Below are 12,240 nucleotides of genomic sequence, written 5' to 3'. Positions count from 1 at the left end.
CGCTTTTGCGTACGTACGCCGTGCGTACCACTGGCGGGGTCAGGCTCGTGTGCGTACGACCAGGAATACTGGACGGCATGGACGTACAGCCCGAAACCACCCCGAGCAGCGGCGGCGGTCTGGACCGGCGGGCCGAGCTGAGCGAGTTCCTGCGCACGCGGCGGGCTCGGCTGAAGCCCGAGGACGTGGGACTGCCCGACTTCGGGCGGCGCCGGGTGCCCGGGCTGCGCCGGGAGGAGCTGGCGCAGCTGGCCGGGGTGTCCGTGGCCTACTACACGCGGCTGGAGCAGGGCAACGGGCACAACGTGTCGGCGGAGGTGCTGGACGCCATCGCGCGGGCCCTGCGGCTGAGCACCGCCGAGCACGCGCACCTGACGCATCTGGCGAAGCCGAAGCAGCACAAGAAGAAGCCGGCGGCCCGCAGCCAGCAGGTGCGGCCGGCGCTGCGGCACCTGCTGGACGCGATCGACAGCGTGCCGGCGTACGTGGTGGGGCGCCGCTCGCACGTGCTGGCCTGGAACCGGATGGCCGCGGCCCTCTTCGGGGACTGGGCGGAGCTGCCGGCGCAGGAGCGGAACTGGGCGCGGATGGTGTTCCTGCGGCCGGAGTACCGCGAGCTGTTCGTGGAGTGGGAGCAGAAGGCGGCCGACATCGTCGGCTACCTGCGCATGGACGCGGGCTGCCACCCGGACGACCCGCAGCTGTCGGCGCTGGTCGGTGAGCTGTCGGTGAAGAGCGAGGAGTTCCGCCGGCTCTGGGCCGCCCACGACGTCAAGGAGAAGAGCCACGGAGTCAAGCGCATGCGCCACCCCCTGGTCGGAGACCTGACGCTCTCCTTCGAGACGTTCCGCCTGGTCGACGACGCGGAGCAGTCCCTGATCACCTACCACGCGGACCCGGACACGCCCTCGGCCGAGGCCCTGCGCCTCCTGGCCAGCTGGGGCACGGACGCCACCCGCGCGGGCACGAGCGCATCGGCTCCCACGGACTGAACCGCGCGGGCCGAACGCGGCGGCCCGCCGGAGGGTGAAGCCTCCGGCGGGCCGTTTCGTGCGGTGGTGCCTGCGGGCTACTTGCCGTAGTACGCGTTGTAGATCGAGATCGTCGACTTGTTGCCCTTCTTGTCGGCGATCTTGGCGTGGAAGGAGACGGCCTTGCCCTTCGCCGGGTTCTTGACGCTGACCTTGCCGTCCTTGACGGTCAGCTTCTTCCAGGTCTGGCCGTAGTCGTAGGAGACGTACACCGACAGCGACTTGAGGTTGGCGCCCTTGGCCGCACCCTCGACGGTGACCGGGACCTTGACGGTCCGGTCGGCCGCGACCTTGTTGTCCAAGCCGGTGGCGGCGTGGAAGACGGCCGTGGAGGCGGGCAGTTGCTTCAGGCCGGTGGTCTTCTTGGAACGGAACGTCCAGCTCGCGTCGATGCGGGTGGAGGCCGCGGCGACCTTGACGCTGCGGATGACCGACGTCGACAGCTTGTACTCGGCGTCGGCGGACGGGACCTTGAACGGCTTGTCACCGAACAGCGGGTCGTCGTTGCTGCCGATCTTGGCGCCGTTGCGGTACAGGGTGGTGGCGGACGACGTGAAGCGGGAGTAGCCCACGTTGCCCTTGCCGTCGGCGAACAGCGGCAGGGAGCCGAAGATCTTGTTGCCCTCGCGGAAGACGCCGAAGTCGGTGCTCAGGCGCGGTCCGAAGACGGCCGTGTTGACGGTCGTGGAGTAGCTCCTGCCGGCCGTGTACTTCCGCTCGCCCATCGAGTAGGCGGCCTCGGTGATCGGGAAGCCGTCCTCGTCCACCCCGCCGTACTGGGCGAACTCGAGCTGCCAGCGCACCCCGCCCTGCGCGGACAGGTGCAGCGTCCGGGTGCCCTGCAGGGTCTGCGACAGGCCGACGGAGGTGGCGGTGGTGCTCCACGGCATCCAGCCGATGGCCTCGACCGCACCCTTCGTGGCGTTCGTGGGGCCGCCGAGCCCGACCTTCAGCGTGGCCAGCTCGCTCGCCTTGTAGTGCTTGGTGAAGCCGGTGGCGAGCTGCTTGACCGGGCCGCCGGCGATGGTGTTGTACTCCTCCTTGCCGCCCTTGCTCCAGTGGCCGTCCCACTGCTGGGTCAGGGAGCCGTCGGTGATCTGCGGGCCGACGTGGGCGGTGCGGATGTCGGAGAAGGAGTCCAGCCACCAGCCGAAGCCGTAGTCGCTGCTGCCCTGGGTGACCGTGAAGTCGGCCGAGGCGAACTCCGGCTTGGTGCCCGTGGCCGGGACGGTGATGTCCACCGGCCGGGCCTTGCGGGCGTCCAGGGTGACGGCGGTGTTCTTGGCGACCTTCAGCTTGGGCTGGGCGAGCCAGTCGGCGCCCTTGAAGGTCTCCGGGTCGTCACCGACGTAGACGCTGCTGTTGAGGACGTAGGTGCCCTTGGGAAGGCGCGCGGTGACCGTGCCGTCCGCCTCGTACGGCGAGGCCCCCTTGCCCTTGGCCAGGCCCGCGATGCCGTACAGGTCGGCGCTGTAGTTCTTCGCCGGCTTGCCGTCGCGGTCCAGGACCTTCAGCGTGACGTCGTACGACTCCACCTCCCGCTGCACGGCCGCGGCCGTGCGCACGGTCTGGCCGCCGCCCGTGGCCGTCACGTACGCGGAGTAGGCGCCGTCGAGCGTGCCGCCCAGCTTGGTGTCGACGGTGAAGGGCACCGACGCCTTGCCGCCCGCGGGGACCGTCACCGAGGTGGCACCGAGCTTGAAGAAGCCGGACGGGGCGGCCTGGCCCTTGGGGCCGGTGCCGGTCGACGCCAGCTTCAGCGTGACGTCCTCGGTGCCGAGGTTGCGGTACGTCAGCTCCTTGGTGACCGGCTTGTCGTCGGTGTGCGGCCACTGCTGGACGCCGAAGCTCACGGACACCGGCTCGGCGACCACGGACTGCTTGATGGCCTTGTCGACCTGGATGCGGCCCGAACCCTGCTGGAACGGCGTGTACGTGCCGCCCTTGGTGGAAGCGGTGAGCGCGCCCTTGAGCTCGGCGTACTTCCACTGCGGGTGCTGCTGCTTGAGGATCGCCGCCGCGCCCGCGACGTGCGGGGTCGCCATCGACGTGCCGGAGATGCTCATGTAGCCGGCCGGCTTCTCGCCGACCTCGCCGGCTATCTGGTTGCCCTTCGCGGAGGCGGCCGTGATGTCCACGCCGGGCGCGGTCACGTCCGGCTTGAGGGCGCCGTCCATGCCCGGACCGCGGCTGGAGAAGTCGGCGAGCTTGTCCTTGTCGTCGACCGCGCCGACGGTCAGGGCCGCGGCGGCGCTGCCCGGGGACCCGATGGTCTGCTCGCCGAAGTCGCCCTCGTTGCCCGCGGCGATGGCGAACAGGACGCCCTTGTCCTCGGAGAGCTTGTTGACCGCCGCTTCCAGCGGGTCGATCTCCGGCGTGTCGCCGCCGCCCAGGCTCAGGTTGACGACGTCGGCGCCCTCGGCGACGGCCCACTCCATGCCGGCGAGGATCTCGGAGTCGTTGCCGAAGCCGTCGTCGCCGAGGACCTTGCCGTTGAGGATCTTGGCGCCGGGCGCGACGCCCTTGTACGCGCCGCCGGACTTCTTGCCGGTGCCGGCCGCGATGGAGGCGACGTGCGTGCCGTGGCCGACCTTGTCGGAGGCGTCGGGCGAGGCGCTGAAGTTCTTGGCGCCGGCCACCTGGCCCTGGAGGTCCTCGTGGGTGGCGTCGACCCCGGTGTCCAGGACGGCGATCTTGACGCCCTTGCCGTCGTACCCGGCGGACCAGGCCTTGGGGGCGCCGATCTGGGCGACGGACTTGTCGAGGCTGGCCTTGCGCACGCCGTCGAGCCAGACGTGCGCGATGCCGGAGGCGGTGCGGTCGCCGTCGGTGACGGCCTCCCAGAGGTCGGGTGCGTCCTGCTGCGGCGTCTGCACGGCGTCGGCGTTCAGGCTCTTCAGCGTGTGGCGCAGGGCGCCCGCGTCGCGGACGTCGGCCTTGGCCGCTGCGGCGCCGCCCCGGTAGCCGACGATGACCTTCAGGCCCTTCTTCTGGGCCTTGCGGGTGGCGGACTTGTTGAGTTCGGTGACGTCGAAGAGCCGCTGGTCGAGCCTGCCGGTGGCGACCAACCGGGCCGCGTCGGCCGGGATCACCAGGGTGTGCCCGTCGATCTTGCGGACCTGGACCGGTATGCCCTCACGGCCCTCGGCCCGCTCGAAGCCGACGACGCGGCCCTTGGCGTCCAGCGCGACCCGGTCGCCGGTGATGAGAGTGATGCGGTGCTCGGCGGTCCGGGCGGCCGGCGCGGCGGCCGCGGCCGCCTGCTCGCCGCTGGCCGACGCCGGGCCGGTCATGCCCGCCGCCAGAGCCACGGCTGCCGCTGTGGCGACCGTGGCCGCGCACGCCCTGTTCACTTGTCTGCGCAAGTTTCCCCCTTGCAGAAGGACCGGGTGAATCCCCGTTCACCCGGCCGGGGGTGGTCTCGCACGCATACGCGTACGCCCCCCGGAGGACGCAGTATGCCGACGGGGTGATCAGCTGCTCAAGGGGTGGGCGGAGGGGGAGGGATCCGTCGGCCGGTTGTTACACGACCGCGGGAACTCCGTTACAGCACTGGAGAGTCGAGGCCGCGTGCGCCCCCTTGACGGCGGCGGTGCGGCCCCGGGTGGCGGCGGCTGTGCGGCGGGGAGCGGCAGAAGGCCGCCGCCCGACCCTCGGCGGGTGGGCGGCGGCCTGGGTGCTCGCGTGGACCGGGCGGTCCGTCAGACGGCCGAACCGGCCTTCCAGTCGGCCCAGTTCATGTTCCAGCCGTTGAGGCCGTTGTCCGGCGCGATGGTCTTGTCGCCGGTGTTCTCGACGACGACCACGTCACCGAGGATCGAGTTGTCGAAGAACCAGGCGCCCGGCGTGTCCGGGTCGTCCGCGCCCTTGGCGTCCTGGAGTCCGACGCAGCCGTGGCTGGTGTTGGCGCTGCCGAAGATGGACTTGGCGCCCCAGTAGTTGCCGTGGATGAAGGTGCCGGAGCTGGAGAGGCGGATGGCGTGCGGCACGTCCTTGATGTCGTACTCGCCCTTGCCGTCGTCGTCCGTGAAGCCCACGGTCGCGCCGTTCATGCGCGTCTCCTTGAACTTCTCGGACATCACCATGACGCCCTCGTAGGTCTTGTTCTCCGGCGAACCGGCCGAGATCGGGATGGTCCGCACGACCTTGCCGTCCTGCGTGACCTTCATCTGCTTGGTCTTCGCGTCGACGTAGGAGACCTGGTTGCGGCCGATCTTGAAGGTGACCGTCTTCTGCTGGACGCCGAAGACGCCCTTGGCTCCCTCGACGCCGTCGAGCGCGAGCTTCAGCGTGACGGTGGAGCCTTCCTTCCAGTAGTCCTCGGGGCGGCAGTCCATGCGGTTGGCGTTGAACCAGTGGCAGGCGACCTCCTGGCCGCTGGTGGTGCTGACCGTGATGCCCTTCTGGACCGCGGCCTTGTCGGTGATCGCCTTGTCGAAGTTGATCGACACCGGCATGCCGACACCGACGGTGGTGCCGTCGTCCGGGGTGAAGTTGCCGATGAAGCTGTTGGATGGGGAGACCGTGGTGAACGAGGCGTTCTCGTGGGCGACGCGCCCGTCGGCGTCCTTCGCCTCGGCCGCCAGCTTGTAGGTGGTCGACCGCTCCAGCTGCGCGCTGGGCTTCCAGCTCTTCCGGTCGGCGGATATCTGGCCGCTGACCTCGGTGCCGTCGGCCGTGGTCATCTTGACCTCCGTGAGCGTGCCCTTGCTCACGGTGACGGCCGCGGAGTTGTTGATCGAGGCGTTGTTCGAGCCGTCCTTGGGTGTGATCTTGATCTGGGCCTCGGAGGTCTTCTTGGCCGCGGCCTCGTCGACCTTCGACTGGGAGCTGTCGCCGCCGTCCCCGCCGGAGGCGCTGTCGTCGCCGCCGGAACAGGCCGAGAGCACCAGCACTCCGCCGAGCAGTGCGGACGCGACCGTCAGGCCCCTGCGCCGCTTACTGACCGTCATCACACGCTTCTCCATCGTTGCCGATTTCCCCAGAACGCCGAGTCCCCCGCCACCGACCAAGTGCCCACGCGGCGCCGCGTGAGTCCCGGCCGGGAGTCCCCGTCGATAACTTTCAACGCTACGGCCGGTCGGTCCGGTTCCCCAGTGGCACAGGTGTGGGGATCGACACGTCCGCGGCGCACGGTGCCGGGCGAGGCGGGTGCGGCCGGCGCGTCGAGGGAAAAGCGAGGACCCCGGGCGAACGGTCGCCGCCCGGGGCCGGTTCTCCCGTGCGGTCAGCCGTCGTTGCTGTCGTCCCCATCATCCTCGTCGAGGTCCCAGTCCTGTGCATCGGGGTCGTGGTCGACCCGCTCGGCACTCCAGGAGGCCTGCTGCAGCTCCACGCCCGGCACCTCGCTGACCAGGTCGAACGGATCGACCAGGTAGGCGAGCGCCTCCGCGGTGTCTTCCGTCACAGCACCTTCGGCGTGGGCCCGCTCGGCCGCCGGCATGCCGTCGTCCTCCCCGATCCGGCGCAGCGCGGCCTTGGTGACCGCGTCGGCGTCCTCGACTTCGAGGACGAGGTCCACCCGAAGCCGTACAAAGCGTGATGTCTCAGGAGTGCTCATGGCGCGAGCGTACGTCGAGGCCCACTCGTGACTTTCCCGTGACCCGCGACTTTCACTAACATCGCCCCACACGGCCAATTCGCCGACGCCACAAGGGGATCGATATTCCGTGTCATCCGCTCGCCGTCCGTTGCTGACCGCCACTGCCGCGGCGACCCTGCTGGGCGCCATGTGGTTCGTCCCGTCCGCCAACGCGACGTCGGAGACCCCGGTGAGAGAGGCGGTCCCGGCCGGTCCGTCGCCGCAGGTCACGGAGCAGGCCAGGATCGCCGCGACGACCGCCGACAGCTCCGTGCCGGGGACCCGGCTCGCCGACACCGGCAGCTTCGACAGCACGCCGTACGTCATCGGCGGCACCTTCTGCCTGGCGCTGGGCGCCGGGTTCGTCGTGTACTCGGTCCGCCGGGAGCGGCTCGGTCTCTGACGGCCTTCGGGGTCCCGGCCGCTGCGCGAGCCGGTTCCTGACCGCGCGTGAGGGGGCCCTGCCGTACGGCAGGGCCCCCTTGCTCGCCCGTGGCTCCCGCCGGAGCTAGCGGAGCGGTCCGGTGACCGCCTCCACCGCGGCCAGCAGCCGCCCGTCGCGCACGAACGCGTCCGCCGCGGCCAGGTCGGGCGCCAGGAACCGGTCCGGCCCCGGACCCTGAACTCCCGCTTCCCGTAGGGCGTCGATGACGGCCCGCGTCGCGGGCGCCGGGGCGAGCCCTTCGCGCAGTTCGACGGCGCGGGTCGCCGCGTACAGCTCGACGGCCAGCACGCGGGTGAGGTTGTCCACGGACGTGCGCAGCTTGCGCGCCGCCGACCAGCCCATCGAGACGTGGTCCTCCTGCATGGCGGAGGACGGGATCGAGTCGGCCGAGGCCGGCACGGCGAGCCGCTTCAGCTCGCTCACCAGGGCGGCCTGCGTGTACTGAGCGATCATCAGGCCCGAGTCCACACCGGCGTCGTCGGCGAGGAACGGCGGCAGTCCGTGACTGCGGTTCTTGTCGAGCAGCCGGTCGGTGCGGCGCTCGGCGATGGAGCCGAGGTCGGCGGCGGCGACGGCGAGGAAGTCCAGCACGTAGGCGACGGGCGCCCCGTGGAAGTTGCCGTTGGACTCCACCCGGCCGTCGGGCAGGACGACGGGGTTGTCCACGGCGGCGGCCAGTTCGCGGTCGGCCACCAGCCGGGCGTGGGCCATGGTGTCGCGTCCGGCCCCGGCGACCTGCGGGGCGCAGCGCACCGAGTAGGCGTCCTGGACCCGCGGGGCGTCGTCCTGGTGATGGCCGGTCAGGCCCGAGCCCTTCAGCACGGCCAGCATGTTGGCGGCGCTGGCGGCCTGGCCGGGGTGGGGCCGGATGGCGTGCAGCTCGGGGGCGAGGACCTTGTCCGTGCCCAGCAGGGCCTCCAGCGACAGGGCCGCCGTGACGTCGGCGGACCGGTAGAGGGTCTCCAGGTCGGCCAGGGCCATGATCAGCATGCCGAGCATGCCGTCGGTGCCGTTGAGGAGGGCGAGGCCCTCCTTCTCGCGCAGTTCGACGGGCTGGATGCCGTGCGCGGCGAGCAGTTCCGCGGCGGGGCGCACCACGCCGTCGGGGCCCTCGGCGTCGCCCTCGCCCATGAGCGCGAGCGCGCAGTGGGACAGCGGCGCGAGGTCGCCGGAGCAGCCGAGGGAGCCGTACTCGTGCACGACCGGGGTGATCCCGGCGTTGAGCAGGTCGGCCATGGTCTGCGCGACCTCGGGCCGTACGCCGGTGCGCCCGGAGCAGACGGTCTTCAGCCGCAGGAACATCAGGGCCCGGACGACTTCCCGCTCCACCCGCGGGCCCATGCCGGCGGCGTGCGAGCGGACGATGTTGCGCTGCAGCTGTGCGCGCAGCTCGGGGCTGATGTGCCGGGTCGCCAGGGCGCCGAAGCCGGTGCTCACGCCGTAGACGGGGTCGGGCTTGGCCGCCAGGGCGTCCACGATCTCGCGGGCCGCGGCGAGGGCGGCCAGGGCCTCCTCGGAGAGCTCGACGCGGGCTCCGGCACGCGCCACGGCGAGCACGTCGGACGCCGTCGTCCCGGACGTCCCCACCACCACAGTGTGCATATCCATATTCAGGAGCGTACGCAGTGAATTCGTTGATGTCACCACTGGGGACCGGGGTCACCCCTTACCGATACGTCACAGCGTCCGGGGGCCGCCGCCCGGCTCAGGGCGCGTGCCGGCCGCGGAAGCTGCGGCGCTCCCCGTCGGCCGCCTCCTTGGACGGCTCGTCGGCGAGCCGCAGGACGGGGTCGTCGGGGCCGGCCCGGCCGGCGACGACGGGCGTGGCGGCCCGTTCCGCCTTGGCCTTGTACTGGGCCGCGTCGGCGAGCCGGAAGAGCCGGCGGGCCGAGCGCACCGTCCCGATCGGGTCCTCGGTGCAGGCGACCCCGCAGGCCACGCCGTCGCCGAGCTCCAACTCGGCCGCCCGGCGGCACAGTTCACCGGCCGCCTTCACCACCTGGTCGGCGGGCGGCCCGACCGCGAGCAGGCAGAACTCGTCCCCGCCGAGCCGGGCCGCGAGCGCCCCCGGCAGCATCGCCCCGCACAGCGACAGCACCGAGCCGAACCGTTCCAGCAACCGGTCGCCGGCCGCGTGCCCGTGCGTGTCGTTGACCCGCTTGAGCCCGTTCAGGTCGCACACGACCAGGCTGACCACGGCGCCCTCCCGCCGGTGCCGCTCGATCGCCTGCTCCAGCCGTACGTCGACGGCCCGGCGGTTGGCGAGTCCGGTGAGGGAGTCGGTGAAGGCCAGCCGCCGGGCCTCCTCCAGCCGCTCGGTCTGGGCGATGCCGGCGGCCACGACGGAGGCCAGGACGGTGGCGAAGTCGGCGTCGGCCCGCCCGAAGACGGGCTCACCCACCGGCCGGGCCACGTACAGCTCTCCCCAGGCCCTGCCGTGCAGCACGATGGGCGCGACCACGCAGCAGCCGCGGCCCCGGCGGCGCAGGGCGGCGACGCGCTGGTGGCAGTAGCCGGGCTGTCCGCCCGCGGGCCCCTCGGCCGTCTCCACCCAGGCGTCCGGCTCCCCGCCGCCGGCCCACTGCTCGTGCAGGAACTCGGTGATCTCGGCGAACTGGTGCACCGGGTAGGACTCGTCCTCGGGGAACTCCTCCTCCCCCTCGGCGAGCTCCCCGACGTTCACGAGGACCTTCAGCCGCCCCAGCTCCCGCTCCCACACCGACAGCGCGGCGAAACTCCCGCCCAGCGCCCGGCACGCCCCGGTGGCCGCGGCACGCCACGCCTCACGCGACCCGTGCGCGGCCGCCATCCCCTGAGCCAACGCGACGACGGCCACCAGCCGTCTGTCCTCACCCATCACTCCAGGCTAGGGAGTTTTCAGCCAAACCGACCTGTTCATGGCGCGAACGGGGAGGGAATGTCGCCGCTTTGAAGGGAGCGGGTGAGGGCCGGGGATACGTGTGCGACGCCTAGGCCGAATGGGGCAGGCGGGGCCGGCAAGCAGGTGGGCAGGCGCGGGGCAGGTCGGGCCGGCGGGAGGGCCCATGCGGCCCGGCGACGCGGGTGCGGGCAGCCCGGCGACGGCGTCCCGGGCGGATCCGGCGCCCGGGTGCGCCGCCGGGCCCCAAGCGGCGGCCCGAATGCAGCGGCCCAATGCAGCGGCCCGGCGCGGCAACGGCGTCCCGGGAAGCGCCGCCGGGCAGGAGGCATCGGGCCGCTGGCGGCAGCGCGGTGGATTGTCGGGCCGCCGCCCCGCGGTTCGGCCGTTCACTCCCCGGGCCACTCCGGTTTGCGGCGCTCGTTGAAGGCTGCCACGCCCTCCGCGCGGTCTCCCGAGAAGGCCGTGGTCCGCCACGCCGCGTCCTCGACCTCCAGCCCGGCCCGCAGGTCCAGTCCCTGGCCCAGCCGCAGCGCCCGCTTCGCCGCGCGCAGCCCCACCGGGGAGTTCCCGGCGATCCGCGCGGCCAGCGCCAGCGCCTCGTCGCGGTCCCGGCCGGCCTCGACGACCTGGTCGACCAGCCCCAACTCGCCCGCCTCCACGGCCTCCACCCGGCGCGCGGAGAAGATCAGCTCGGCCGCCCGGGCCGCCCCGACCCGGCGCGGCAGCAGCTGCGTACCGCCGCCGCCGGGGATCACGCCCACGGACACCTCCGGCAGCCCCACCACGGCCGTACGGTCGGCCACGATCACGTCGCACGCGAGGGCCAGCTCGAACCCGCCGCCCAGCGCGAACCCGTGCACCGCCGCCACCGTCGGCACCGGCAGCTCCAGCACCCCGGTGTACGCCCCGCGCGTCACCGGCCGCTGGCGCAGCAGGTCGGCGTCGCTGAACGAGTTCCGCTCCTTCAGGTCGGCCCCGACGCAGAACGCCCGCTCGTGCGTGGAGGTCAGGACGACCACCCGTACGTCCCGGTCCTGCCCCAGCGCCGTGCAGGCACCGGTGAGGGACCGCGCCATCTCGGTCGACACGGCGTTCATGGCCTTGGGCCGGTCGAGGACGAGCTCCGCGACGTGCCCCTGCTCATGCCGCCGCACCAGCACGAACTCCCCGAACCGTTCCTCACTCATGACACCCTCCGGTTAACGCGGGTTAACAAGACACCGCTCAGATCATCGCAGCCGCGCCCCACCGGCGGAAGGGCCGACCCGTCCGGTTCCCACCCATGGCCCGCCCACCCGTTCGAGTGAAGTCCTCCCCACTCCGGCCCGATCACCCAAGGCAGCGCATAACGTGCGTCAGCCATGGCGCATCGGGGGCGCGCGGGCATCGGGGAGGGATCCACAGCATGACGACGAAGAGACCGGCGACACCACAGCCACGACGGAACACGGCCTCGACGACGGCCCAGCGCCGTCAGCGCCCGGCCACTGCTCGGGAGCCGGCCACTCCGCGCAAGCCGGCCACTCCCCGGGGCGAGCCGGTCACCCCGCCGGCCGCACCCGCCCCCGTCCCTTCCGCTGCCCCTGCCTCTGTGAAAGCCGTCCGGCCCAGCGCCGAACGGCCGACCCCGGTCCCGGCTGCGGGGACGGACACGACCGCCCGGGCCGGGAGCGGCAAGCTCCTGGCCCGCGTACGTGGACGGCACCGCAAGCCCCGTCCCCGCAAGGTGCTGCTCGCCGCCGGAGGGCTCGCCCTGGCCGCCGGGGCGTTGAGTCTGCTGCGCCTGTCCCCGGGACCGGCCCCCGACGGCACCGGCACCCACGAGGCGGGCCCTGCCCCGAGCCCCGTCACCACCGGCACGGACGGGGCCGACTACGCCACCGCGCCTTCTCCCGACGCGCCCGACGCGGGCCCCTCGTCGCCCACCGCCCTCGGCGGCCTGACCCCGTCCCCCTTCACGAAGGGGGCGACACCCGCCACGACCTCCGCGGCCGGCGCCGACGGCCCGCGAGGCACCACGGGCGCGCCCGGCGCGGCCCCCACGGCGCCCGGGTCCGGGGCCGGGTCGACGAGCATCCCCGAGAAGCCGAACGCGCCGGACACACCCCGGGCCCCGGCCCCGACGGCCTCGCCGGGCGCCCCGGAACCCGCTCCGGCCCGGCCCGCACCACCACCGAGCCGGACCACGCCCGCACCGCCGCCGCCCTCTCGGGGAGAGCCGGACGAGCCGCGCGATCCGGGACTGTGCGTGCCGGTCGTCGGCGTGTGCGTCGACACCCCGCTCGATGCCCGCCGCTGAGGG

The 12,240-nt window shown here is 72.7% G+C and carries 9 protein-coding genes; 3 read left to right on the top strand and 6 right to left on the bottom strand.

Annotated features, from left to right (window positions below; all coding sequences use genetic code 11):
• Window positions 1-77: 77 nt before the first annotated feature.
• Window positions 78-992 (top strand): helix-turn-helix domain-containing protein, encoded by a 915-nt coding sequence (locus tag ACFYWG_RS17565; RefSeq protein ID WP_376328871.1) that lies wholly within the window; start codon window positions 78-80, stop codon window positions 990-992.
• Window positions 993-1,069: 77 nt separating this feature from the next.
• Here ACFYWG_RS17565 and ACFYWG_RS17560 read toward each other — a convergent pair whose 3' ends face one another.
• The 3 genes from ACFYWG_RS17560 to ACFYWG_RS17550 form a co-directional block, all read right to left on the bottom strand.
• Window positions 1,070-4,324 carry a S8 family serine peptidase gene (locus tag ACFYWG_RS17560; protein ID WP_389202755.1) on the bottom strand — a complete coding sequence of 1,085 codons (3,255 nt, stop codon included), beginning with the start codon at window positions 4,322-4,324 and terminating at the stop codon, window positions 1,070-1,072.
• Between the two features lie 408 nt (window positions 4,325-4,732).
• Window positions 4,733-5,983 (bottom strand): Ig-like domain-containing protein, encoded by a 1,251-nt coding sequence (locus ACFYWG_RS17555; RefSeq protein ID WP_383506033.1) that lies wholly within the window; start codon window positions 5,981-5,983, stop codon window positions 4,733-4,735.
• A gap of 275 nt (window positions 5,984-6,258) precedes the next feature.
• Window positions 6,259-6,591 carry a hypothetical protein gene (locus ACFYWG_RS17550; RefSeq protein WP_389202062.1) on the bottom strand — a complete coding sequence of 111 codons (333 nt, stop codon included), beginning with the start codon at window positions 6,589-6,591 and terminating at the stop codon, window positions 6,259-6,261.
• A 109-nt stretch (window positions 6,592-6,700) separates the two neighbouring features.
• Here ACFYWG_RS17550 and ACFYWG_RS17545 point away from each other — a divergent pair, with 109 nt between their 5' ends.
• The gene (locus tag ACFYWG_RS17545; RefSeq protein WP_389202060.1) at window positions 6,701-7,015 is read left to right on the top strand and encodes an LPXTG cell wall anchor domain-containing protein; all 315 of its coding nucleotides are present in this window, start codon (window positions 6,701-6,703) and stop codon (window positions 7,013-7,015) included.
• A gap of 105 nt (window positions 7,016-7,120) precedes the next feature.
• Here ACFYWG_RS17545 and hutH read toward each other — a convergent pair whose 3' ends face one another.
• From hutH to ACFYWG_RS17530, 3 genes are all read right to left on the bottom strand, one after another.
• Window positions 7,121-8,659 carry a histidine ammonia-lyase gene (gene hutH, locus ACFYWG_RS17540; protein ID WP_389202753.1) on the bottom strand — a complete coding sequence of 513 codons (1,539 nt, stop codon included), beginning with the start codon at window positions 8,657-8,659 and terminating at the stop codon, window positions 7,121-7,123.
• Between the two features lie 103 nt (window positions 8,660-8,762).
• A complete protein-coding gene (locus tag ACFYWG_RS17535; RefSeq protein WP_383506024.1) occupies window positions 8,763-9,914 on the bottom strand; it encodes a diguanylate cyclase domain-containing protein in 1,152 nt (383 codons plus the stop codon).
• Between the two features lie 410 nt (window positions 9,915-10,324).
• The gene (locus ACFYWG_RS17530; protein WP_376328858.1) at window positions 10,325-11,125 is read right to left on the bottom strand and encodes an enoyl-CoA hydratase/isomerase family protein; all 801 of its coding nucleotides are present in this window, start codon (window positions 11,123-11,125) and stop codon (window positions 10,325-10,327) included.
• A 404-nt stretch (window positions 11,126-11,529) separates the two neighbouring features.
• Between ACFYWG_RS17530 and ACFYWG_RS17525 the strand changes: the two genes are divergently transcribed.
• Complete coding sequence (locus ACFYWG_RS17525) at window positions 11,530-12,237, top strand: hypothetical protein (protein WP_389202057.1); 708 nt, start codon at window positions 11,530-11,532, stop codon at window positions 12,235-12,237.
• Window positions 12,238-12,240 lie beyond the last annotated feature (3 nt).

The organism is Streptomyces sp. NPDC003456 (assembly GCF_042878735.1).
GTDB lineage: Bacteria > Actinomycetota > Actinomycetes > Streptomycetales > Streptomycetaceae > Streptomyces.
The sequence above is the reverse complement of the archived record's forward strand: the minus strand, read 5'-3'. Positions and strand labels throughout refer to the sequence as shown.